This window comes from Nguyenibacter sp. L1, assembly GCF_035199985.1.
GTDB classification, from domain to species: domain Bacteria; phylum Pseudomonadota; class Alphaproteobacteria; order Acetobacterales; family Acetobacteraceae; genus Gluconacetobacter; species Gluconacetobacter vanlangensis.
On the sequence record NZ_CP127015.1, the window covers coordinates 1055805 to 1080206 of the forward strand.

The window sequence follows — 24402 nt, forward strand, 5'->3', positions numbered from 1 at the left end:
AGGGAGCCGAAGGGCGTTCAGGCCGCGATATAGTCGCGATGATAGCGATGGCCCAGCGCGGTAAGGATTTCGTACCCGATCGTGCCGGCGGCTTCGGCCACCGCATCGACGCCACGGCGCGGGCCGATCAGATCGACCGTCATGTCCGGCGACAGGCGGGAATCCGGCACGTCCGAGATGTCGAGGGCAAGCGAATCCATCGAAATGCGTCCGACCACCGGCAGGCGGATATCATCCAGCCACGCGCAGCCCCGCGACGCGCCCTGGCGCGCGAAGCCGTCGGCATAGCCGGTGGCGATGGTGGCGATCCGGCGTGGCGCGGCCGCACGATAGGTCAGCCCGTAGCCGACGCCGTCGCCCGGCGCGATGTCGCGGATCTGCATCACATGGGCGCGCAGCCGCACGACCGGATGCAGCGGGTTGGGCGCGGCGGCGGTGGGGGCCACGCCGTACAGCGCCGCCCCCGGGCGCACCAGGTCGAAATGATATCCCTCTCCCAGGAAGATCCCCGACGAGGCGGCGAGGCTGAGCGGCGCCCGGGGCAGCATGGAGGCCAGATGGCGAAACTGCGCGCGCTGCGCGGCGCTGGCGGGATTGGCCGGGTCGTCCGCGCAGGCCAGGTGGCTGATGACCAGGTCCGTGTCGATGCCGGCGAGCAGCGACCGGTCGGCGGCGATGGCGCGCACGTCGTGCGGCGACAGGCCGAAGCGCGACATGCCGCTATCGACCTGCAACGCGGCCGCGAGCCGCCGTCCATGGCGGCCGGCGGCCTGTCGCCATGAGGCCAGTTGTTCCATGCTGTTCAGGACCGGACGCAGATCGTGCCGAACGCAATCATCCACCGCGCCGGGGCGCGGGCCGTGCAGGATGGTGATCTTCACATCCGGCGAGACATACCGGCGCAGGGCGATGCCTTCATCGACATGGGCGACGAAGAAATCCCGCGCGCCGGCCGCCTCCAGCACCGGCGCCACCCGGGCAGCCCCCAGCCCGTAGGCATCGGCCTTGACCACCGGGGCGCACACCGCCCCCGCCGCCCGTTCGCCGAGCAGCCGATAATTGGCGGCGATCGCCGCCAGGTCGATCGTCAACGTGGCCCCGGCCCGATCGGCCGGCCAGGCACCTGGAGCAAGGGACATCGTCATGAGGCAGGAGCTTATACCGGATCGTAATGAAATATCCTGCCGATTGTTGGCATTATTCGTCGAAATATGGCACATTAACGCATTATTCTACGAAATTTGGCGGAAAATTTCATCATGATCGTCGATCGCGTCACCGAAGCCATCCTGCGCCTGCTGCAGCATGACGGGCGAATCAGCAACGCCGACCTCGCCCAGCGGGTCGGGCTGTCGCCCTCGGCATGCCTGCGGCGGGTCAGGATGCTGGAGGAACAGGGGGTCATTCGCGGCTATCGCGCGATCATCGACGAGCGGTCGGCCCACAGCATGACCACCGTGATCGTGCAGATCACGCTGGAACGGCTGACCGACGAGGCGCTGCGCCGGTTCGAGGCCCGGGTGCGGGATTGCGCGGATGTGCGCGAATGCTACCTGATGACCGGGGACGCGGATTACCTGGTGCGGGTCGAGGCCCGCGACCTGGCCGATTATGAGCGGATCCACAAGGAAGAACTGTCGCGCCTGCCGGGGGTCGTACGGATCCAGAGCAATTTCGCCATCCGGCCGGTGGTGCAACGTTAACGCATTACCGTTCTATCCCATAGCCTCCCTCCGCCATACGAAATGCCGTCATTGCCCTGTGCCCTCCAAAAGAGTAAGGAGAGGGCAGATCGTCTGTTTGTGATTAACAAATATGTCAGCCCGCCATCCTTTTCGGAAATAAAAATCATATACTTGTATATAATACGGAATTATAAAAGAGATGATATCAGTATCTAGGCGTTTATATAAAATATTCCCAGAATGGATAGGATTGGGAAGCTTTCGATTTTTCTTATGCAGCTTGGTTCTGTTCTCCCATGCTTGGCACGATATGATTCAGGGCGGCGCGGCCTATGCAGTTTGGGGATTCTATGTTCTGAGCGGCTTCCTCATGACGCTAGTAATTAAAGACAAATACGGATTCACCGTCGAGGGGATACTGAACTACATCTCAAATAGAATAATAAGAATATTTCCTCTATATTACATTTGTCTTCTCGCCGGCATAGCAACCATAGTGTTCTTACGGCACCACAAGATTGACCCTACGCAGTTCAATGGGCAATTTTACATGCCAAGCCGAGGAACCTGGCTTGCTCCACTCACCCTGTTGACTGTTTTTCCGACGACCGGTCTACCGGTTGCGACGTCCGGAGCCTTAGCAACGGAATTCACCGCCTATGCCATGATGCCCTTGATGGCGTTTTCGCCTTTGTTCTCGCTCCTGTTTTTCTTCATCTCCCTGGTCGTGAATATTTCGTACGGATTTGGACTCGAGAGTTTCGCCGCGCGCTATACCTTTTTCTCTACGTGCCTAATCGCGTTCTCCTTCGGTTCTCTCCTATGCCACTTCAAGCCCTGGTTATGCCTCGTCAGGAACCGCCCGCTAAGCCTTGGCGCGTGGCTCCTTTTGTCCGTATCCTGGCTCCGATACCCCTATTTTCCGTGGGAACACGGCCTGTATGTCTCTCTTCCTGTGTCGGGATGGGTGGTTCTGTCATTCATTGACGTAAGAAAGAACAAACTGGATGGTTTATTGGGCGACCTATCCTATCCGGTATACCTGGCACATACGCTTGTTTTGGCTTGGTATTTCGTCGTGTTCCACAAGGCGTTCGATCTTCGCTGCGCCGTGGAAGTCTATGTGTTTTCTGTGATTTTATCGTATATCCTGATCGTGGTCGTCGATCGGCCTCTATCGCGCCTAAAGGTACGCGGACGGACCACAGCACCGGACAATCAAAATTACGACCTGACCCTACGAGCGCGCTCAAGGCCAAAAATAAGCCTAATCTAAAGCATGTCTACTGAACACCGATTCGGTGGACATGCTTTAACAATCGTCGGGGCCGCGCAGCACCCAAGCGCCACGCCGGCGCAGCACCAGCCGGTAATAGAGCGCCGAGGCCACGCAGATCGCGCCGGTGGCGGCCAGGCTGGGCCGGCCGATCACCGGGTCGAGCCAGTTGGTATAGACGATGGACAGCATGGCCAGCAGCGCGACGGCCGGCAGGAGGGGAAAGAGCGGCATCCGGTAATGGCCGTGGTCCGTGGTGCCGTTATGGCGGCCCATGATGACCGCGACGCAGAGCAGTCCGGCGATCAGGACGAGGGTGGAACTGGTGATGACCAGCAGCGCGGTCTCGGGCACCAGGCAGGCCAGGCCCGCGATGACCCCGCAGACCAGGGTCGCCACCCAGGGCGAATGGAACCTGCGGTGGGTGCGCGTCAGCGCGCCGGACAGGCCGGCGGGCCAGATGCGGTCGCGCCCGGTGCTGTAGGCGATGCGTGCCGCCAGCAGCATCATCGCGATCAGCGCGTTGAAGATGGCCAGCGCGATGCCCAGGCTGACCATCGTGGCCAGGATCGGCCCGCCGCGCGCCGCGATGAAATCGCCCAGCATGTTGCGCGCGCCCAGCAGCGCCCGCAGGTCCGGCGCCCCCATCAGGATGGCGATCACCGGAACCAGTTCCGACGCGATGGCGATGGCGAAGGCCCACATGACGGCCCGGGCGATATGGCGCCCGGCATCGTGGGTTTCCTCGCCGAAATATACGGCCGCGCCATAGCCGTTATAGGCGAAGAGAGCGACCGAGGTCGCCATGCCGATCATGGCGGGCGAGGCCGGTACCAGGCCGGTGCCGCCCGGCATCGCCGGGTGCAGCAGCAGGCCAGTGAGCGGCCGGGCGACATGCAGGAAACCCAGCGCGACCAGGACCAGCAGGGCCAGGATTTCAACGACCAGGAACAGGCCGGTGAGCACCGCGTTGGTCCGGATATTGAGGATACCGACCAGGGTGACGATTGCGATGGTGACCAGGGCGGTGGGCACCGGCGGCAGGCCGGGCAGCAGCACGCCCAGATACGTGGACAGGCCCAGCGCCATCACCGCCGGGATCAGGCAATTGCCGATCAGGCTGGCCCCCATGACCAGGAAACCCCAGAACGGCCCGACGACCCGGCCGACGATGGCGTATTCCCCGCCGCTGAGCGGATAGGCGGAGGCCAGTTCGGCGAAGACGAAGGCCAGGCACCAGGCGATGGCCGCCCCCGCCGCCATGCTGAGCAGCGCCCCCGACCCGGCCGTGGCCAGGACGCCCGGCACGATGATGAATACCGACGAGGCCGGCGAGATCGCGGACAGGGCGATCAGCAGCGCCCCCGGCAGGCGCATGCTGCGGCGCAGGCCGCCGGGTGCCGGGTGTCCGGGGGTCGAGTGTCCGGGGGCCGGATGACCGGCGGGTACGGCCTGCGGCGGCCCGGTATCGAAGGGTGGGCGATCCAGCGTCTCGGCGTCCGGCATCAAGCATGCTCCCTGCGCGTATCGTGCCTGTTCGTCTTTCGTCTTTCGTCCGGCGGGTCTTACCGGGCACCCGGGACCAGCGCCCGCAGGCGCGCGGGGTCTATGGCGTGCACGACGCGGCCGGCCTTGCCGGTCATGGTCTCGGCCCCCAGCATGGCGTTGAGGATGGCTTCGTCCACTGCTTCGACCGTCGCCAGGAACAGGGCGTCCATGTCGTCATTGCTGACGGCCTCGAGACGCAGGCGCGGCGGCTCGGGCAGTGCGCCCTGGTCGTTGGCGGTGGAGAAGGCCAGGAAGATGTCGCCCGAATTGTTGCCCGAGGGCGTACCTCCGCGCCCCATGCCGATCGCGATGCGCCGGGCGATGCGCTGCAACTGCACGGGCAGCAGGGGGGCGTCGGTCGCGACGATGGCGATGAGCGAACCGCGTTCGGAGGGAAACAGCGTGTGTTCCGGCATGGCGGGACCGACCGGCACCCCGCAGACGGTCAGCCAGGGGCGACGACCGTGATTGGCCTGCACCAGCGCGCCCAGCGTGTAGGGGCCGGTCCGCGTCGACACCAGGCGCGACGCGGTGCCGCTGCCGCCCTTGAATTCATAGGCGATCATGCCGGTGCCGCCGCCGACATTGCCCTCGGCCACCGGGCCGCCGGAGGCGCCGTCGATCGCGGCCAGCACGTGGTCTTCGGTCACGTGCTGGCCGGCGATGTCGTTCAGCCAGCCGTCGAATGTCTCGCCCACCACCGGCAGCGGCCAGAAACTCTCGCCCACCATGTCGGGGAAGCGCCGCGCCAGCCAGCGCACGATGGCATGGTGCGCGATGCCCAACGAACAGGTGTTGGTGATGGCGATCGGCCCGGTCAGACAGCCAGCCTCGCGGATCCAGTGGCAGCCGGTCAATTCGCCATTGCCGTTCATGGAAAACGCGCCGGCCCAGACCGGGTGCAGCAGGTCGGGTTTCGGCCGGGGCAGCAGGACGGTCACGCCGGTGCGGATCGCCGCGCCGTTCGGCGCCTCGCCGATCAGGGTCGTGTGCCCGACCGTGACGCCGGGAATGTCGGTGATCGCGTTCAGCGGTCCGGGCGTGCCCGGCATCGGCAGGCCGAGCGCACGGGCGCGTGGGCGCCCGCCGGGCGTGGATTGTCGCCGCATACGATACTCCGCTTGTCGCAGCCCGCGCCGTGGGCCGGCGCGCATGGTGCGATCATGCCGGGATCGTTCCGATTCCGCCATCCCCCATGCGGGGGCGCCGGTGCTATTCCACCAGCATGTCGGGCCGGAACAGGGCTGATTTGTCGATCACCCGCCCGGCCAGCATGAACACTCCCCCGCCCGTGTAATGCAGGGTTTCGGGGTGGGCCGGAACGGGCCGGACATGGGCCTTCACGACCTCGAAAATGAAGAAATTATAGCGCTCGACCAGGGCATCGTCATGGAGCACGCATTCGAAGCCGGCATGGCATTCGTCGATCAGCGGGGCGGCGACCCGGGAGGCGGGCCGGGCCGTCAGTCCGAAATGCACGAACTTGTCGACCGCCGCGCCGGATATGTTGCCGATCCCCACGACCTGATCGACCATTGATGCCGTCGGCAGGTTGATCACGCACTCCCGGCTCTGGCGGATCATCTCGAAACTCTGATTGCCGTTCCAGATCATGCAGCCGACCAGCGAAGGCGCGAATTCCAGGACCGTGTGCCAGCCCAGGGTCATGATGTTGCGCCGCCCCTGCCAGGACGACGAAACCAGCACGATCGGCCCCGGCTCCAGATAGCGGCGCACCTGCGCGACGGGGAAATCCTTGCGGGCCGTTTCCTGCCCGGCATGGGGCTTCGCCATGACGCCCTCCGTTCGGATCGGGCCGGCGGCGCGATGCACGCGGCCCGCAGGGGGACATAACCGCTGTCGCGAATCCCGGTTCGCCGCCACCGCCGCGCGGCCCGTTCAACCGATGGCGAGGACCAAGCCAACCGCCCGTGGAAACGTTTCCACAGGACGACGAGACGTGGGAGGAGAAGCCCGATGCCGATGACACTCGAAGGATCCTGCCAGTGCGGGGCGATCACGTTCTCGGTCCAGAGTCAGGCGCCGGTTCCCTATCAGCGCTGCTATTGCTCGATCTGCCGCAAGACGGCGGGTACGGGCGGCTATGCCGTCAACCTGTCCGGCATGGCCGCCACACTGCATGTGCATGATCCGGCCCACCAGAAGCGCATCGTCCATGCGGTGATGGGGCGCCGGGGCCGGCATGTCGAACATAGCAGCGCCGAGCGCCATTTCTGCGGGCGCTGCGGCACGGCTCTGTGGCTGTATGACGCCGAATGGCCGGACCTGGTCCATCCGGCGGCGGGAGCCATCGACACCGAACTGCCGGAACCGCCCGCGCGGGTGCATATCATGCTGGGGTCCAAGGCCGACTGGGTACAGCCCGATATCCGGCCGGGCGACGGCGCCTTCGACGGATATCCCGAGCAGTCGCTGGAGGAATGGCACCGTGCGCATGGGCTGTGGCACGCATGACGGCCGCGTCGCCTCTGGCGGGATCACGGCCGATCAAGCGTCGCCTGTTCCAGGCCGGCCCGCAGGGCGTCGATTTCGTCCTTGAGCCGCATGAGCTGCTCCGGCGTCCGGCCCGTGGCCCGAAGGATACCGGCTGGAACCGACGCGGCGCGGGCCTGCAAGGCCGCCCCCTGCTCGGTCAGCGTCACCCGCACCTGCCGCTCGTCGCGCGCATCGCGGGTCCGGCGCAGCAGGCGGGCGGTCTCCAGCCGCTTGAGCAGCGGCGTCAATGTACTGCTCTCCAGCGCCAGCTTCTCGCCGATCTGCCCCACCGGCAGCCCGTCCTGCTGCCACAGTACCGTCATGACCAGATATTGCGGATAGGTCAGGCCGAGCGCATCCAGCAGCGGCTTGTAGACGCGATTGAACGCGTGGCTGGTGGCATAGAGCGAGAAGCACAGGAAATGATCCAGCGTCGGTGCGGCGCTCGGAACGGCGTCGGGCATGGCGGGCCTCCTTCGAACCGCGCAAGATAAATCGTGCGCGACATTATCGACAGCGCATTGTCCGCATGGCAGCCATACGAATTATTATATAGCCAACGATCAAATCGTGCACGGTTTATTGGTCATCGAAGGCGGCGTCGATGGAACCGGCCACGGGCGCCGCGCCTTCGCCATCCATTGCAGGAAGGATCAAGACCATGTCCGTAAATGTCCTCTATCGTACCTCGGCCCGTGCTACCGGGGGTCGCGACGGCCGTTCCGCCACGCTGGACGGTGCGCTGGACGTCAAGCTGACCACGCCGAAGGCGCTGGGCGGTCCCGGCGGCGAAGGCAACAACCCCGAACAATTATTCGCCGCCGGCTATGCCGCGTGTTTCCTGGGCGCGATGAAGTTCGTGGCGTCGCAGGGCGGCAGCGCCAAGGTGCCGGCCGACACGACCGTGACATCCACGGTCGGCATCGGGCCGCGCGCCGAAGGCGGGTTCGGGCTGGAGATCGCGCTGGCCATCGCCCTGCCGGGCGTCGAGCGTGCCGCGGCCGAGGATCTGGTCGCCAAGGCGCATCAGGTCTGCCCCTATTCCAATGCCACGCGCGGCAATATCGACGTGAAGCTGTCCGTCGTCTGACCGTGCCCGATCGGCCGGCCATCGCATTGGCCGGCCGGTGTTCCTGCGCCTTCCGGATTCGGGCGGGATTCGGGCGCAGGTTCGGGGCCGGTCAGAGCAGAAAGGCCAGGGCCTCGGCGCAGGGGCGTGAGATTTTCAATGTGAACAGGTCGTCGGCCCTCGACCGCCCGAGGGTCACGGCCGCCACTTGCTTGCCGGTTTCCACCGCCCGCCGCACGAAGCGATAGCCGGACGGGACCATCAGCGACGACCCCACGACCAGCACCCCGTCGGCCCGTTCCAGGTGCGCCATCGCCCGTACCTTGCGCGCCCCGGGAATATCCTCGCCGAAAAAGACGATGTCGGGCTTGAGAAGGCCACCGCACTGCAGGCAGTCCGGCACCGTGAAACCCGAAAAATCCTGCGCGTCGAGATCGGCATCGCCATCGGGCGCGCTGTCCGCATCGAACCGCGACCAGGCCGGGTTCAACTGCTCCAGCCGGTCCTGCATCTCCAGGCGGGTCGTCCGATGCCCGCAGACGGTGCAGCAGACCCGCGCGAGCCGGCCATGCAGTTCGATCACCCCCAGGCTGCCGGCCGCCTGGTGCAGCCCGTCGACATTCTGGGTCACGACGTGCTCGGTCCTGCCCATCGCCTCGAGCCGCGCGAGCGCGCGATGCGCGTCGTTCGGCCGGGCGCGCAGCAGATGCCGCCAGCCGACGAGGCTGCGCGCCCAATAACGCCGGCGGGCGGCATCGCTGCCCATGAAGGCCTGCCACGTGATCGGACTGGCGCGTTTCCAATCGCCATTGAGATCGCGATAATCCTGGATTCCGGATGCCGTGCTGCATCCCGCCCCGGTCAGGACCAGAAGCCGCCGATGGCGATGGACGAATTGCCGCAGCGCGTCTTGCTGCTGCACATCCTTTCCTGCCGTCGTCGCATACCCCTGTCCGGTTCCCGCGCCCATCTCACCCCCAGTCCCCCGCCCCCTGTCCCCCGTCCACGCGTTTCGGATGGGCTGGCTGGATCTTGTCAGAAATCCTCCCCTCCGTGCGGTCAAATCCGGCGGCGCGCCCCGTCCTTTTCATCCCGCCCTTTCCATGGTGCCGCGCCGCTTCCCGCCAATTCCTGTTCCCGGGCCGCACGATGATGTTTACACTGTCCGCATGAAGGATGATGTGGCGAAGTCCGCCGTCAGGCGCCAGACCTACCACCATGGCGACCTGCGCGCCGCTTTGATCGAGGCGGGGCTGCGCCTGCTGGCCGATCGCGCCGTGGATGCGCTTTCACTGCGCGAGATCGCGCGGGCCGTCGGCGTCAGCGCGACCGCCGTCTATCGTCACTTTCCCGACAAGGACGCCCTGCTGCGCACATTGGCCGGTGAAGGGCTGAACCGCCTGGCCCGGGCGCAGCACGCGGCGTCCGGCGCGGCGGGCGGCGGCAGCGCGGGCTTTGCCGCCACGGGACGCGCCTATGTCCGTTTCGCGCTGGCCAATCCCGCACTGTTCAGGCTGATTTTTGCCTCACCGTGCCAGGACGGAGCACCCGGCGGCGCATTCCCACCCGAAGCCCTGGCCCTGCTGCGGGCGAACGCCGCAGCATCCGTCGGGAACGACCAGGACAGTGACGCGGCCCGGATCGCATCCATCCGTGCCTGGTCGCTGGTCCACGGCCTGGCCATGCTGATGCTCGATGGCCAGGTGCCGGTGGATGACGCGCTGATCGAGGCCGTCATCGATCGCGGGCCCCGCCCCATGCCATGACCGGCGTCGTGCCATGACACGCGGGCATCCGGCAGGGTCACGGACGCGCGCGTGGAGATCTATCGCCGGTTGATGACATGACCGCCCGGTCCGCATCCGCCAGCGTGTCACGGACCACGGGCAACAAAGCCCTTTTTCTTGCAATAGAGTTCCGGTTCCGGCTGCGCGGCGCGGCCGCCGGGATCATGGCGTCGACTGCAGAAAACCTGCCGAGTACCGGCTCACGCAAGCAGGCGCGATCAGCATGGAATTGTCCGGAAGGTAAAAACCCCCGGCTAAACCACGTGCTTCACGGATACGGATGAAGCCGTCACCATGCGACAAGCGTCGCCTGACTCGCCGCGCGTTTATAATTTCATTGTAACGACTCCTATTTCGTCAAATCCAGGCTACATGGACGATTCAGCCCCAAAACGTAACGCCGCAAGCTCCGCCGGCCCCGGTTCCAGAAAAGAACCGAAATCCCTCAAGGAAACAGCAATGATATTGGATAATATTCCAAAATCCGTTGGAAATTATTCAAAATAGAATTCCAGAGTATATCGGAATTCTATTTTTATATGAAAAATCTACATCAATCCATGACCTGGCTATGGATTGTTTGAAACGAAAAAACTGAAAGCGGAGACATTATGTCCATATCTCTTCTCTTTTTCAAGGAAAATCGTCTTCAATTAAATTTTAGCAGTCTTCCGCAGAATCTGCGTGGACTTCGTTTGTGTGTCGTCAACAAACTCTATCGTTCTGAAGCACCTTCTCGGTATTCGGAACCGCCTGATCACGTCACCTCGTTCAAAACCGGAGGTCGCTGTGGAAGAACAAATGACTATCAACAATTCCCTCAATCTGTTGGGGGCTATTGGAACGGGCCTTACGCCCCTCGAAGGAACCGTGGTTGTCAACTATGCCGACAACACCGTAACGGGATCGCTGAATCTGCAAGCTGCGGGATTACTCAGCGCTCAGACCTACGATAACCTTACCTTAACCCAATCCGGCAGCAATTATACGATTTCCGGAACGAACGGCCTGACCAGCGTCGCCGTCACCTATACCGGACAGGCACCGACTTCTTCCACATCCACCGTTACCTTGCTCAGCACCGGCATCGCCGCGGCTTCAGGCACGGGCAGCGTGACATCGTCGGTCGTTTGCTTTGCTTCCGGAACGCTGATCCGGACTCCGGATGGCGACGTGGCGATCGAGACGCTTTCACCGGGCGATCGGGTGATCACGGCGTCGGGCGTCGAGCGCTCGATCAAATGGATGGGACATGCGACCATCGATTGCCGCAGGCACGCCAAGCCCAGCCAGGTCAAACCGATCAGAATCTCGGCCGGCGCATTTGCTCCGGGACTTCCGTCGCAAGATCTCTGGGTGTCGCCCGGTCACAGCGTGTGCGTTCCGGTCCTCGACGAAGTGCTGGTGCCGGCGGATCTGTTGGTAAACGGCTCGACGGTCCAGCAGATCAACTGCCAGGAAGTTACGTACTGGCACCTCGAACTGGACAGCCACGACATCATCCTGGCGAACGGCCTGCCGGCCGAGAGCTATCTCGACGTGGACAATCGCTCCTTCTTCCTGACCGGAGAAGGCCTGCTCGATCCCGACAGGTCGGCATCCGATCTCAGTAACTATTGCCGCCCGTTCACTATCGACGAATTGATCATCAAGGCGATCAGGGCGCGCCTGCGTACCCGTGCCCAGGCCCTGGGTTGGCGCTTGACCGATTTTCAGCTCAATGAAGTGCTGATCATCGCCGATGGCGATGTCTATCATCCTACGGTTCATGGGCAAACGCTGCGCTACGTGCTGCCGGCTTCGATCAAGAACGCGACGCTGGTCAGCCCGACGAACGCGGCGGCCTTCGTCACGGACAGTATGGACCGGCGCGAACTCGGCATCGCCATTCGGTCCGTCACCGTCGATGACGGGATCGGTGCCTGCCGCACGGTATCGGCCGACGATGACGTGCTGAGCCTTGGGGCTTATGGCGCAGAAGGCCCGGCCGATGCACGTTTCCGCTGGACCTCCAACCGCCTGCCCCTGCCCTCATCACTCTGGAACGACTGCAAGGGTCATTTCTTCATCCGCTTCGACCTCGGTCATAGCGGCCTGCCACGCTGGAATGCGCCGGAGGCAGGAGAATCCACGCAGGGCAAAGACTCACAATTTCATGCCGCCAAGCTGAATCGCGCCGCATAGATTCGATAATGAGGAGGGAGTGCAAACCCCCTCCTCACGTTCCATCAGGCGGCCCGGAAACCAGCCACCCCATGAAAGACCAGCCTGCCCATAGGGCAGGCTGGCTTTGCTTATCGTTATTGCTGCGCGTTCAGGAAGGAATGGATCTGGCCATTGACGTTCGGCCCGACCGGCGTGTTCTGGCTGGCCAGGTCCTGGATGAAGCCGGCGATGTTGACGTCCGCCCGGTTGGCCGGAATGTCGCCATAGCCGCCCAGGCCGCCATTGCCGTAACGCAGATCGACCGCCGACGCGTCGGACTTGATCTGCACCTTCACCGTCGGTGACAGCGTGCCGCCACGGCGGTTTTCAACCGTGTCGATGAAGGATTCGACCAGACCGCCCGGCATCACATAATGCGAGTAGGACTGGAACGCCCGCGGATTCTGCTGCGGGTTGGCGTCGTAATCCGTGCCCGCCGCCGTGTTGAGGTCCGTCGGGTTGCCCAGCACCAGGCCGCTGCCATAGTTCATCGGCTGGAAGTCGCTGCGGATGCCGTTGCCGACGAAGCCGTACACACCGTCCGGACCATCCACGCCCGCCGCATAGGTCGTGCGGTGGCTGATCGTGAAGATGTAGTATTTGCCGTCCTTGATATACATCTGCGGACGTTCGGTCTGGTCGTTCACGCAGTTGGCCTCGACCAGCGGCGACAGGAACTTCCACTTCGACAGCGTCGAATCTTCAGCAACCGCCAGGCCGATCGCCGCCTTCTGGTAATAGGCGCCGCTATCCAGAACCTGCTGCAGGGTCTCGGCATTCGGATCGTTCGGGCGATAGCCCAGGTCCGTCGCGGTGCAGTTCGGGATACCGCGCTGGCCGGGGGTGTTGCCCTCGAACACCATGTAGTTCACGCCGGGATGGTTCGGGTCCTCGAAGGTGAACGGATCGCGGAAATTATAGTACGGGTTCTGCGCCCCGTTCTGATACTGCACCCCATCGGGACGCAGCAGCGGCGTGTGCGTGGTAAAGCCGGTGAACCAGACATGGTTGAAGTCGGCATGGATCTGGCCCAGGCTCTGGGTGATCACCGCCTGGGCGGGGGTGATGTCCTGACCGGCCGCATTCCGGTTGAACGCCATGTCGGTATAGAACAGCGACACCTGGTTGCTGTTCGGGTCCAGCAGGCGCATCGACCCCGACCATTCCGCCGTGATCGTGTAGGTCGTGCCGGCGAAGACCTGTTCCTGCGCGCCTTCGGGGATGATGTGCCCGCCATAGATCCAGCCGCCATTCGCCGGACGCTTGTCGGCCGGAATGCCGGCGCGGCGGTAGAAGAAGCCGATCCGCGCATGGGTGTGGCGGTCATCGAAGCCGTAGCCGGCATTCTTGTCGGCGGTCAGGCAGAAGATGACTTCCCAGCCGTTATAGCTGAACTGGTTGGCATGCTTGTCGATCAGCGTCCAGGTGTCCCACACCCAGACATCCGGATTGATCGTCGGGAAATCCGCCGGAATATCCGGCATGATCAACTGCCCGGGCAGCGAGTTCTGGCCCGCCGCGACCGACGGATTGGAATGCGCCTTGATCTGCATCGCATCGGCGCGCGTCCAGTGCGCGGTAAAGTCCGCATCGGGCGCATAGGCCTGCTGCGTGTGGATCGTCGGCAGCGGGAAGCCGGGCACGCCCGTCAGCGACGTTCCGGGGAACAGCCGGGCGGCATGCGGCATCATGCCGACATGCGGCGCGACGCGCACTGCTTCGCGCTGTTCGTCGGGCGTCACGTCGCGCGCCAGCGCGGCATGCGCCGTCGTGGTGAGAGCCAGCGTCCCGACCAGGGCCATTTTCAGGGTGAGATTCCGTCGGCGTACGTTCGCCATTTCATCCTCCATACGGGAAAGAGACAAGCAACCTAAAAGGAGGGTCCGATTGCATGAGCGAAGCTTGAGCAGCGCGCGCGAATGGACTCCCCGAACGCTTTCAGGCTGCGGCCACGTAACCGTGAGAATGCTCGGAATGAAACGATAGACTTCAATAATAACCGTCACAAATGTGACGAAAAACCGCAATAACACTTACACCAAGAATAACAACATTCGCGTATGTTTTTATTTACCAAACCGCGAATATATGAATAGTCCCTACCCTCCTCGCACGTTTAACCTCTAAAATTCCTCCGCAGCGCACCACCAACTGATGTGAAGCCTGCGGGACAGTAAGATCATGAAACGGCGATATCGACAACCGCCGATTTCGACAAAAAGGAATTTTTTTTCATCCAAGCATTTCAGACATAAAATTGTCATATTTTCGAGACACGAACATCAATTCCACTCGATATTTCTTTATTTTCCGGAAATGTATTTAACAATTTACCTGTTGATTTTGTTAAGTTATTTACTTGTTTCTACAAAAAATTTTGTGGATACACTCTCAATACCCGCGACAGTGCCCGCGACAATGCGACGACGTCATCTTTGACCCCGCCCATCCCCATCACGCGATCGCGCAGCCCATGCCGGGTGAAAAGTCTCTATGATCGCCGCGGCGCGGCAGGACAAGCAGGGCGACGGTGACATGCCTACCGGCAATCGGGGAATCGCAATATTATGCGCGGGGCTGATGATCGGCCCTTTCGGATGCGCCGGCCCGACCGGGCCGATCTTCGGTGATTGGTATGGCTACCAGCCCCTGCCCGGACCGCAGGCGCAACTGGCCGTCGAGCTTGTCCTGCATGGACCACCCACGGCACGGCTCGGCGCATTTCGCATGCACGTCCAGACGATGTGGATGGTTGCCAATCCGCAGAATCAGTCGGACTACCCGACCGGTACCTGGACGATCCGGCCTGTGACGATCGATGGCCGGACCTATCGGCGGATCGACCTGTCCGGCCTGGATACCGCGATGCACCACGCGACGCTGATCGCCCATTACATCGAACTGCCGAACGGCACACTGGTCCCCGCCACTGCCGACGGCAAGCCTGATCTCAGCCCGGGCGGGCTTGCCTTCCGCCTGGTGCCGCGCCCGCGCGGCAGTTTCGGCTATGGCCGCGTCTGAGCGGACCGGGCCGCCGTCACGCCGCGATGGTCAGACTCCATGGACGAGCGTGGAACTCCTGTCGCCCCGATAGACGCGTCCGAACCGGTTTTCGAGAAAGGCCGCCAGCGCGATGTCCTCTTGCCGGACCACGCCGCATTCCGGCAGGTGACCGTCCTTCAACAGGTCCAGCACCGCGCAGATCGCGCCGGCTGTCGTGATCTGGATCGCGGTACGCGGCCGGCCATGCACGATGTCGCCATGGATGCGACGGACGAAGCTTTCCTGCATCAGCCGTCCGTCGCGCCGGCCGGAAACCGTAACGAAGATCAAAACGACGTCCTGCCGGGTCGCCGGGATGGCATATTCCAGAATATCCTTTAACAGATCGCGTCGTTCCGCAAGGCGCAGGTCCCGCAGCAGCATCTTCATCGCCTGCGCATGGCCGGGATAGCGAATGGTACGGTAATTCAGTTCCCGCACCGCGCCGGCATAGGTTTCACACAGCGAGCCGAGACCGCCCGAGGTATTGAAGGCTTCGTAGGTCACGCCATCCACCCCCAGCGTTTCCAGCCCCTCCAACGCCGGAACCATGCGGCGTTCGCCCGCCACGATGGCCTCGCACGGTTCGATATATTCGTTGATGACGCCGTCCGTGCTCCAGGTCAGGTTATAGCCGAGGGCATTGGAGGGAAATTCCGGCAGCGCACCGACGCGCAGATGGATCGTGTCCAGCGCATCGAACCGCCGGGCGATGTCATGGGCGACGATGGAGACGAATCCGGGCGCGAGGCCGCATTGCGGCACGAAGGCGGTGCGCGCGCCGGCCGCATGGTCGCGTACCGCGCGGGTGCTGGCCACGTCCTCGGTCAGGTCCAGGTAATGGAGCCCGGCCTCGGCCGCGGCGCGCGCGATCGTCGTGGTCAGATGATAGGGGGCCGCGGACAGCACGGCATAATGCCCATCCATCAGCGGGCGGAGCATGCCGGGCTCCGCGATGTCGGCCTGCAGCTTTCGAACCGAATCCGCAACGTCGGCGCGATGCAGGCCGGCCTGGTCCCGATCGACCAGGCTGACGGCATAATCGCCGGTGGCGTCGAGGAAATCCGCGATCGTCGCACCGATCTTGCCGGCGCCGACAACGAGTATCTTCTTCATCCGATCCGCTCCCGCCATATGGAATCACGACATCGAACGAAGGAACGATATCGAAAACAACTGGCCGTGTGACGCGTCGCGCGGGCTTTTTTTCGGCAGAATGTCGGATAAGATCGGCATTATGCACATGGACGCCACGGACAAAGCCCTGCTCGCCCTGCTTCAGGACAATGCGCGGATATCGACCGCGGCGCTGGCCCGACGCACGGGCCTGTCACGCACGACGGTGCAAAGCCGCATCGAACGGATGGAACAGACGGGGCTGATTGCCGGCTATACGGTCGTGACGGCGCCCGAGGCCGAGGACGCGGTGCGCGCGCACGTGATGGTCACCCTCGCCCCGCGCCATGCCGCGTCGGTGGAAGCCGCGCTGCGGCACATCGGGGAAGTGCGCGAGCTGCATGCCGTCAGCGGCACGGTGGACATGATCGCGATCGTCGGCGCGGCCTCGACCGAAATCATCAATCGCGTCATCGACCGGATCGGATTGCTGGACGGTGTCGAGCGCACGATCTCGGCGATCATCCTGTCCACCCGGTTCCGGCGCCGCGGCACGCACGGCCGCTGAACATCGCGCCGGGCGCGCGCAGACCGCCTTGGCAGGGGGCATGCCGTGGAGGGGCCGATGAACGACATCATCATTTCCCGCGGCGGTCGAACGCCGCGTCATCGCCGCCCGCTCCGAGCCGTAGTCGGCGCGATGCGCCCCAACGGAGCGCACGCTCCCGGACCTCAGGCGAAACTCTCCGGCTCATGATGTTCATGATAGCTCCTACTTACCGGTAGGAGCCCCCGGAAACGGGACGCTTCACGTCCAGATCCGGGAACCGGCCGCGTGACGATGAGAGTGGCGCAGGGACGGAATCGATTGCAAAAAACACAATTAAATGTTGAGAAAATAACAATTTAAAATCGCAAAAAAATATGCGTGTTATTAAGAAAGGTACCCATCTGTATTGCACGAAGAGTATCGAAAATACCAAACTCACTTCGCAGAATGACGTTTTTTTTTGCGAAATATTGATCCGCGGCACTTTAGGCGTGGTTACGCCCCGAACGTGGAGTAAATAAAATGGCGAATGGCAAGACAGCTATGGTTGTGGGAGCTGCCGGAGATATATGCTCTGAAGTCTGCCGTCGACTGGAGAGTGACGGTTACAAATTAATATTGATCGACCGCGATGAGGCTCGGCTCAACAGGCTGGTCAACACCCTCGACAGTGACCGTGTCACGCCGGTAATCGCTGATGCAGGTGCAACAGAGCCCGTAGACGGAGGCATAGCCGACGCGGTTGACCAACACCGGCCCGAGGTGCTCATAAACGGTGTCGGCGGCGACACCAAAGTATTAAGGATCGAAGACCTTACGGCAAGCTATGTTGCCGAAAAGATCAATGAAAACCTGATAACGACGTTCAACGTAACCAAGCTCTGCGTGCCCCACATGAAAGCCAAACGCTATGGACGCATCGTCAACTTTGCGTCCGCCGGCGGGCGTACATACAGCCATTTCAATAACGCGGCGTACGTCGCTGCAAAAGCCGCGGTCATCGGGTTTACCAAACAAATAGCATATGAACTCGCTCCCTTCGATATTGTTGCGAACGTGGTTGCACACGGGCCGATGCTGACGAGCCGCATTGAATCCGCGTGGGAGCGGCGCCCCGAAGAGCAGAGAAAGGACGTGTTGAATAGAATCCCTCTCCGACGGATGGGCACTCTCGATGAAGCCGTCGGAAGCGTCATGTATTTGGCATCTCCTTCTGCGGGTTTCACAACAGGAAGTGTGATGGACATCAATGGCGGTCTTTACATGTAAACTGGCCCAAGGAGATAGGTGATGATTACATTTATTGTAAAATACATATATAACGTTACCAGATCTGCGCGAGAACAGGTTATGGCGTCGCATCGAGAAAATCTGGAACAACAAGCGCAGTCGGGCGCCTTGATTTGTGCGGCGCGCGTCGAAGGCGAAGAGGCAGGTGTTCTGATATACAAGGCCGAAAATCGCGAGAAGCTGGAAAATATACTACAAAAAGAGCCCTATAAGAAAAATGGATTTATAGAAAAGACCGAGATATCGGTTTTGAATCCAACAATAGGACTCCTCTAACGATCAAAATATTTAAAAAACATGAAGATTGGGCATTAGAACACAAAATATTCCTATATCGTATGACGAAGATCCAACTCCTGGGAGACCAAAACCATGGCTACCACCGACTGGTCGCTCAATTGGTTCGATCGCAGGTCAAGTTTCATCGAAGAGTGCAACGCTGCGCGCAACGCGCTTATCGATGATCTAGCCGATGGGGCTGCCACGCAGCAGCGCGTATTGGACGATATATATCGCGTCTGCGGCCCATCGCAATCATGGCAACAATCGGGGTATAGCGACGCCATCCGGCGTGGCGCAACTTTCCGGGAAATTGTACCAATTCGGACATATGCGGATTTTGAACCGCTCATTGACAGCGAAGTGCACACCAAGGGTGGCGTGCTGTCGACCAGTCCTGTCCGTCGCTGGTTAAAAACAAGTGGCACGACCGGAAAGCCCAAGCGTATCCCCTATACGGACCACTGGATGACGGCTTATCGCGTGCCGGCGATGAAGGCGATGTGGGGCACGTTTCTGCTGAATTGTCCGGAACTTCTTGCCCATCCGTATGCGACATTCGACACCCAGACGGTCCGCGAAGTCCCCGGCGATCACATCTTTGGCGTGCCTTATCAGGGGATCAGTAACCGCAATCCGCCACTCGGCGCCTCGGATTGGACGCCACCCTGGTACGAAGCCCCTTGGTATATCCCCTCTCTCCCCAGCGACCATTTAACCAAAATGTATTACCGGCTACGATGGCTCGTCACGAAAGATGTCCGGTTTTTGACTGCAATAAACCCAAGCACCATCTTGTCCATACTCGATAGTCTCAGGCTGTTCGCATCAGTTCTGGTCAAGGAGATAGCGGACGGATCCGTGGCCGGGATAAACATGGTTGCGCCGGATCCGGAAGCCGCTCGACGCCTGGAGAAAATTCTCGGACGATCCACATACTCATTGAACGATGTCTGGCCCAACTTGATGCATTACAGCACATGGGCGTCGGCCGCCGCGAGGCTCTACGATGCGCAAATGCTCCATGCCTTGCCCTGCGCCAAGCGACTTCCCTTCATGAGCTGCGGAACGGAAGGGGTCGTGACAATACCGCTGGACGGTTCTCAGTTGGGTCAACCATTGGCGGTCGACCAAGCCTGGTTCGAGTTCATCCCCGCTGAGGATGAACCGAACGAGTATTTAAGTGGCAAGAGAAGAGCCGACACCCTCTTGTATGACGAACTGGACGTCGGAAAAGAGTACCACGTTATAATGTCCCAGTTGAACGGTTTGACGCGTCTCTACACCGGAGATATATTTTCCGTCGAAAAAATAGAGGCCGGAGTGCCGTATATTTATTTCACCCGCAGGCACGGTGTTTATCATTCATTCACGGGCGAAAAATTGACCGAGGTTGAAGTCGTTTCTGCAATTGAACGCGGCCTCGCGCAGTTCGGGGCGCCTCTCGGATTATTTCTCTGCGGCGCGCGATGGGGATCTCCGCCAGGTTATTCGATTGCGATCGAGCTGCATCTGCCCCGGAAACTTGATGTTACGGAAATCGCCACAGCGATTGATCTCCATCTGCAGCACATCAGCATCGAGTATGCGTCGAAACGGGAGAGCGGTCGCCTGGACGGCATACAGGTCGCATTGATTCAACATCAGGCGATCGCGAAATACGTCGAATCAAAACGGAATCCAGGCAATACCACTCAATACAAATATAAGCCATTCCATAAGGACACATCCTTTCTCGATGAACTCGTCCGAGATAACAACATTATCCAGGGGGAGATGCACGGTGTCAGCGTCACGTAAAATCGAACAACTTCATAGCGACGGCGCGGATTTGGCGTTGCACTCTTGGATGCCGCGTAACCCGCGCGCCGCGGTCTTCTACCTCCATGGCCTTCAAAGCCACGCTGGATGGTCATGGCAATTTGGGGAGTATCTCGGGCGTCGCGGCGTCGCCTTGTTCGTTTTGGATCGGCGTGGGAGTGGTCTGAGCGGGGGCGTCCGCGGGGACTATGCATCATTGGACTCCCTGGCCTATGATTATCATGTCGCGTACAACCATATGCTGGCGCTACTTGAAGATAAGCAAAATGTAACACTCTTTGGTCACTGCCTCGGAGGATCGCTGCTCGGTGGTCTTCTGGCTAAAGGAGGCGTATTCTCGAATTATCGCTCGTTTGTTTTTTGCTCCACGTGGCTGGGTCGTCTTCACGCCGTGCTTTCGCCTGAGGAGCGATCAATAATCGCCGGAGAGAGAAGCACCGAGCTTGTAGACGTAGACTTGAAGGCGCATGACTTTACGGATGTCAAGAAATATCTTGACTTTATTTCCTCCGATCCGCTCTCAATAAAATGCATTACCGCTCGAAGCAGAGCGTTATTTCTGGAAATAGAGCAGATTTATCTCGAGAGGGGGATAGATTCAGGCGCTGCATCAGCACATTATATTATAAGTTCAACCGATCCCATTGTGAACCATCAAGCATCCTTCGAGGTATTTAACGCGATCACTCGAAATGCTGGATTTCTATCAGTTATACCAACAAATAAACACTATATTCCATTCACTGATGCAAGGGAGGTATTGTTTAAACGAACGGAATCAATTGCGCTAGAGCATCATCCGACCGGATGGACTCATCCGGTCGGATAAAGATGCTCGTTAAAACAATGAGCTAGAGCCATATCCGTGAACCAGTGTGAATGGATGTGGCTCTAGAGCATGTCCGCTGAACATCGGTTCCGTGAAAATACCCTAGGTTATTATTCTGTCGAGCATCTTCACCCGTTCAAACGACTCCGTTTGAACGGGATCTTCTCCAGCCGAGGGGACATCGGGATGAAAACGCGTTTTTTCCACGTAACGCTCCCCTTAAAGCGGCCGTTTGCTCACATGGCACATAAGCGGACCACATCCGACAGCGTTGTCCTTATGGTTGAACACCAAAGCGTTATAGGAATCGGTGAATGTGCGCCGCGGAAATATGTCACCGGAGAGACGCCCGAGCAGGTGATATGGTCGGTGAAGTCCGCTCTTAAGAGTCGTGGCGTCGCCGAGGCACTCGAAGCAAGTCCCACCGAGTTTCTTTCCGGAATGCTGAACGGTGACAAGCGCTTTAGTGACATCGCATCGCTGCCCAATAACGCGCGATGCCTGTTGGAAATGGCGCTGCTCGATTGGCTCTGCCATGCAAGATCGATCGCGTTATGTGACGTCATAGCTGCGTCATTTGAGTCCAGCTTGATGCCGAGCAAGGAAATCACGCGGGTTCTCGATGGTCATCGGAATCTGGATGATTTTCTCAGTTCAGACGGTCCGTTTCACTGCATAAAGGTAAAGGCTACGATAAATAGCCAGTCGGATATCGAGGCCGTTGAGAAATTGCGTGAAAGCATAGGGCCAAACCGTGATATAATAGTCGATGCCAATATGGGCTGGACAGACGAGAATGCCCGGTCGTCGATGGCCAAACTTGGACGAGCCGGAGCTACGCTGTTTGAAGAGCCTCTTCCCGCACGACGATACCTGGATTTGGCCGATCTCAGGGCCACAACGAATCAGCCAATTATGCTGGACGAGTCCCTGTGCACACTTCAGGACGGAGAGGAGGCAATTGCGCGATCGAGCGTTGACGCCTTCAACATCAGAATTTCCAAGAATGGTGGGATATCGGGCGCGCTTGGCCTGATACGCCTGGCTCAATCGTCCGGTATCCGTTGGCAACTGGGCGTTCAAGTCGCCGAGGTCGGGCCGCTGGTTGCGGCCGAACGGCATTTAGCCTGTACGGTCGGGGGCTATTTGACTGTCGAGGCGGGAATTGGTGACGAGATATTTGACGAGTTTGTCGTGGATCCCTATCCCACGCCCGATCGAAAAAATAATACGATAATACTTCCACCCGGTGACGGGCTTGGCGTTCAACCATCTTCAAATATAAATAAGTACAAAATAGCACTCACCTGAAGACGCTTGTTTTATCTGGCGTATTTGACTTGTCATTGGTCGATTGCGATATTGGATCCGAGGTTGCCATGTATACATTGTCAAGGTGCGATGTGCAGAGCCGCGTGTTGACTCTTCTCGGCAACGGGCGAACGAGCAGGGCGCTCACTGCTGTGCACGACGATCCAGCAGACCTCATACAATCTTCCATCGCGGGAAATACGGAGCGGCTCGCCGTCTCGATTTTGGAAGGGGCATCAGTTGAAAACCGACGTCCAAAGGAGTTTTTTCACTGGCGGGCGCCTTTCGAGATGCACGCTCAGAACCGTGTTATAGTCGGAGGCTTCGGCAAGACGCACGGATCGCGCCATGCGGACGTCTCCGCTGCCGACGCACCGGCGTGGTTCTTCAAAGGGACCGACGCTCAGTTGCTTTTGAATGGCGAGGCAATAAAAGGCGTGGGGCGCGCTGCCCAGATTTGTGAGGAAGCAGAGATTATACTGGTCTACAGTACTGACGGCTCAGGTGTGGCACGGTACGTTGGCTTTATGTTTGGAAACGATGTTACTGACATTGTTACTGCCCGCGGCCAGCCCTCCAAGCTTGGACGCGCAAAGCTTTATCCGACGCCCGTTCACCCCGAATTGTTTCTCGGCCCGCCGCCGGCGCGTGTGACTGGGCGAGTCTCATGTTATCGCGACGGGCAATTGATGGGCGATTTCCACGTTGAAACTGGAACGGATGAGCTTGTTTGGCCGGTCGAAGAACTTATTATGGGCCTCCTGTCCAATGCACCGATGGCAGTTCCTGGGACTATACACATGATATTCATGGGGTGTCCCATGAATAGCTACGATAAGGGTATCCCGCTGGCGCCGAAAGATGAAGTCGTGATCGAATTTCCCGATTACGATGTGCGGATAAGTAATACCCTGGAGGCCTGAGGGGGTTGGCCCGCTACGGGATGCCGGAGATTTTCAACACGGATCAGGGCAGCGCTTTCCAGACCGGGGCAACCTCTGGGTCAGGCGGACTCCAAGCGGTTTGTGATGCCAATTCATGCAAAGCATCATGAGGAGCAGCGTTCTCCAGGTGCAAAGTTTTTCTCGCACGTCGACTCGGGTGGGCTTAAGCTCATCGTCCTGAAACGTTGGGGCGCGTCACCGTAAATGCATCCAAAAGATTTATCTTTGCTGGCATGTCTCGACGTTCTTTTATCCGAGGGCAGCGTAGCGGGAGCAGCTTCGCGCATGAATCTCAGTACTCCGGCCATGAGTCGAATCCTCGGGAGGATTCGGTCATTGACGGGAGATCCGATTCTTGTGCGAGCCGGTCGGGGCATGGTGCCCACACCGCGAGCAGAAGAAATTCGTGAGCAGGTGAGCGCGCTCGTGGAGAACGCTCGGCAGATATTGCAAGGTTCGAGCCAATTCTCACCGCACCTTCTCAAACGTACCTTCACGCTTCGCGCAACCGACGGCTTTGTATCATCATTCGGCTCCCATTTGATCGATTCTCTCTCCAAATGTGCTCCTCACGTCAGCCTGCGATTTGCCCCACAAGGGGACGAAGACGTTGCGGGGCTTCGAGAGGGGGCGGTGGATCTTGACATTGCCTCAATAAATATCAGTGGTCCCGAAATTATAACCCAGTCCCTGTTTTCCGACCGCTTTGTCGGGGTGGTAAAGAAATCCCACCCTCTTGCCTCCGGTAAGGTTACGGTCGAACGATTCTGCAAGTATCCTCAGATCTCTGCGTCACGCCGAGGACGCAAGCAGGGTCCGTTGGACTTGGCGCTCCAAAATCTCGGCCAGTCGCGCACGGTCGCCGTGGTCGTATCCGGCTTCGCGGATGCGGTGTTCCTAGCCGACCAGGCGGGCCTGGTCGCGGTCGTGCCGGAGTTGCTTACACGTAGCGTGCGTCATGGATTGATGACGTTCCAGTTGCCGGTGGAGACGCCACCGGTCACGGTGTCCCTGGCGTGGCATCCCAAATTTCAATTTGATCCTGCGCATAGCTGGTTGAGAACGATTGTAAAGGCAATCTGCTCTTCTGACGACTCGTCAGATACATAGTTGCATTTCTATCAACGATACATTTCGATAATTGCAGTTTCCGC

Annotated in this window: 23 protein-coding genes; 15 read left to right on the plus strand and 8 right to left on the minus strand. The window is 60.3% G+C overall.

Annotated features, from left to right (window positions below; genetic code table 11):
• Nucleotides 1–17 precede the first annotated feature (17 nt).
• The gene (gene alr / locus QN315_RS04675; protein ID WP_323991720.1) at nucleotides 18–1145 is read right to left on the minus strand and encodes an alanine racemase; all 1128 of its coding nucleotides are present in this window, start codon (nucleotides 1143–1145) and stop codon (nucleotides 18–20) included.
• Nucleotides 1146–1259: 114 nt separating this feature from the next.
• Between alr and QN315_RS04680 the strand changes: the two genes are divergently transcribed.
• Entirely contained in the window at nucleotides 1260–1703 is a 444-nt protein-coding gene (locus tag QN315_RS04680) for an Lrp/AsnC family transcriptional regulator (protein WP_176640591.1), read from the plus strand.
• A gap of 292 nt (nucleotides 1704–1995) precedes the next feature.
• Entirely contained in the window at nucleotides 1996–2961 is a 966-nt protein-coding gene (locus tag QN315_RS04685) for an acyltransferase (RefSeq protein WP_323991721.1), read from the plus strand.
• Nucleotides 2962–2997: 36 nt separating this feature from the next.
• Here QN315_RS04685 and QN315_RS04690 read toward each other — a convergent pair whose 3' ends face one another.
• From QN315_RS04690 to QN315_RS04700, 3 genes are all read right to left on the minus strand, one after another.
• Nucleotides 2998–4467, minus strand: coding sequence for an APC family permease (locus QN315_RS04690; protein WP_323991722.1), 1470 nt, complete (start codon nucleotides 4465–4467; stop codon nucleotides 2998–3000).
• A 59-nt stretch (nucleotides 4468–4526) separates the two neighbouring features.
• Complete coding sequence (locus tag QN315_RS04695; protein WP_323991723.1) at nucleotides 4527–5618, minus strand: P1 family peptidase; 1092 nt, start codon at nucleotides 5616–5618, stop codon at nucleotides 4527–4529.
• A 103-nt stretch (nucleotides 5619–5721) separates the two neighbouring features.
• A complete protein-coding gene (locus tag QN315_RS04700; RefSeq protein ID WP_323991724.1) occupies nucleotides 5722–6303 on the minus strand; it encodes a flavin reductase family protein in 582 nt (193 codons plus the stop codon).
• 183 nt (nucleotides 6304–6486) lie between these two features.
• On the opposite strand from QN315_RS04700, the gene QN315_RS04705 reads away from it, so the two are divergent.
• Nucleotides 6487–6984: a GFA family protein gene (locus QN315_RS04705; protein ID WP_176640495.1), complete on the plus strand. Its 498-nt coding sequence runs from the start codon at nucleotides 6487–6489 to the stop codon at nucleotides 6982–6984.
• A gap of 23 nt (nucleotides 6985–7007) precedes the next feature.
• On the opposite strand, the gene QN315_RS04710 is transcribed toward QN315_RS04705, so the two are convergent.
• Nucleotides 7008–7469, minus strand: coding sequence for a MarR family transcriptional regulator (locus tag QN315_RS04710; RefSeq protein ID WP_323991725.1), 462 nt, complete (start codon nucleotides 7467–7469; stop codon nucleotides 7008–7010).
• A 197-nt stretch (nucleotides 7470–7666) separates the two neighbouring features.
• Between QN315_RS04710 and QN315_RS04715 the strand changes: the two genes are divergently transcribed.
• On the plus strand, nucleotides 7667–8095 hold the full coding sequence (locus QN315_RS04715) for an organic hydroperoxide resistance protein (RefSeq protein ID WP_323991726.1): 429 nt from the start codon (nucleotides 7667–7669) through the stop codon (nucleotides 8093–8095).
• A 91-nt stretch (nucleotides 8096–8186) separates the two neighbouring features.
• On the opposite strand, the gene QN315_RS04720 is transcribed toward QN315_RS04715, so the two are convergent.
• The gene (locus tag QN315_RS04720) at nucleotides 8187–8996 is read right to left on the minus strand and encodes an NAD-dependent protein deacetylase (protein WP_323991727.1); all 810 of its coding nucleotides are present in this window, start codon (nucleotides 8994–8996) and stop codon (nucleotides 8187–8189) included.
• Nucleotides 8997–9255: 259 nt separating this feature from the next.
• Between QN315_RS04720 and QN315_RS04725 the strand changes: the two genes are divergently transcribed.
• Nucleotides 9256–9840: a TetR/AcrR family transcriptional regulator gene (locus QN315_RS04725; RefSeq protein WP_323991728.1), complete on the plus strand. Its 585-nt coding sequence runs from the start codon at nucleotides 9256–9258 to the stop codon at nucleotides 9838–9840.
• 822 nt (nucleotides 9841–10662) lie between these two features.
• Entirely contained in the window at nucleotides 10663–12045 is a 1383-nt protein-coding gene (locus tag QN315_RS04730; RefSeq protein WP_323991729.1) for a Hint domain-containing protein, read from the plus strand.
• A gap of 116 nt (nucleotides 12046–12161) precedes the next feature.
• Here QN315_RS04730 and QN315_RS04735 read toward each other — a convergent pair whose 3' ends face one another.
• Nucleotides 12162–13904, minus strand: a complete 1743-nt coding sequence (locus tag QN315_RS04735) for a glycoside hydrolase family 68 protein (RefSeq protein WP_323991730.1) — start codon at nucleotides 13902–13904, stop codon at nucleotides 12162–12164.
• Between the two features lie 655 nt (nucleotides 13905–14559).
• Here QN315_RS04735 and QN315_RS04740 point away from each other — a divergent pair.
• Nucleotides 14560–15087: a hypothetical protein gene (locus QN315_RS04740; RefSeq protein WP_323991731.1), complete on the plus strand. Its 528-nt coding sequence runs from the start codon at nucleotides 14560–14562 to the stop codon at nucleotides 15085–15087.
• Nucleotides 15088–15117: 30 nt separating this feature from the next.
• On the opposite strand, the gene QN315_RS04745 is transcribed toward QN315_RS04740, so the two are convergent.
• Nucleotides 15118–16224 carry a saccharopine dehydrogenase C-terminal domain-containing protein gene (locus tag QN315_RS04745; protein ID WP_323991732.1) on the minus strand — a complete coding sequence of 369 codons (1107 nt, stop codon included), beginning with the start codon at nucleotides 16222–16224 and terminating at the stop codon, nucleotides 15118–15120.
• Nucleotides 16225–16351: 127 nt separating this feature from the next.
• Between QN315_RS04745 and QN315_RS04750 the strand changes: the two genes are divergently transcribed.
• The 8 genes from QN315_RS04750 (at nucleotide 16352) to QN315_RS04785 (ending at nucleotide 24358) form a co-directional block, all read left to right on the plus strand.
• Nucleotides 16352–16792 carry an Lrp/AsnC family transcriptional regulator gene (locus QN315_RS04750; RefSeq protein ID WP_246285325.1) on the plus strand — a complete coding sequence of 147 codons (441 nt, stop codon included), beginning with the start codon at nucleotides 16352–16354 and terminating at the stop codon, nucleotides 16790–16792.
• Nucleotides 16793–17296: 504 nt separating this feature from the next.
• Nucleotides 17297–18043, plus strand: a complete 747-nt coding sequence (locus tag QN315_RS04755; RefSeq protein ID WP_323991733.1) for an SDR family oxidoreductase — start codon at nucleotides 17297–17299, stop codon at nucleotides 18041–18043.
• 21 nt (nucleotides 18044–18064) lie between these two features.
• Nucleotides 18065–18340, plus strand: coding sequence for a muconolactone Delta-isomerase family protein (locus QN315_RS04760; protein ID WP_323991734.1), 276 nt, complete (start codon nucleotides 18065–18067; stop codon nucleotides 18338–18340).
• A 96-nt stretch (nucleotides 18341–18436) separates the two neighbouring features.
• Nucleotides 18437–20143 carry a GH3 auxin-responsive promoter family protein gene (locus tag QN315_RS04765; protein ID WP_323991735.1) on the plus strand — a complete coding sequence of 569 codons (1707 nt, stop codon included), beginning with the start codon at nucleotides 18437–18439 and terminating at the stop codon, nucleotides 20141–20143.
• The gene (locus QN315_RS04770) at nucleotides 20127–20993 is read left to right on the plus strand and encodes an alpha/beta fold hydrolase (protein ID WP_323991736.1); all 867 of its coding nucleotides are present in this window, start codon (nucleotides 20127–20129) and stop codon (nucleotides 20991–20993) included. The genes QN315_RS04765 and QN315_RS04770 overlap by 17 nt, the downstream gene beginning before the upstream one ends.
• Nucleotides 20994–21062: 69 nt before the next feature.
• A complete protein-coding gene (locus QN315_RS04775) occupies nucleotides 21063–22304 on the plus strand; it encodes an enolase C-terminal domain-like protein (protein WP_323991737.1) in 1242 nt (413 codons plus the stop codon).
• Between the two features lie 152 nt (nucleotides 22305–22456).
• On the plus strand, nucleotides 22457–23227 hold the full coding sequence (locus QN315_RS04780; protein ID WP_323991738.1) for a hypothetical protein: 771 nt from the start codon (nucleotides 22457–22459) through the stop codon (nucleotides 23225–23227).
• A 225-nt stretch (nucleotides 23228–23452) separates the two neighbouring features.
• Nucleotides 23453–24358 (plus strand): LysR family transcriptional regulator, encoded by a 906-nt coding sequence (locus tag QN315_RS04785; RefSeq protein WP_176638916.1) that lies wholly within the window; start codon nucleotides 23453–23455, stop codon nucleotides 24356–24358.
• Nucleotides 24359–24402 lie beyond the last annotated feature (44 nt).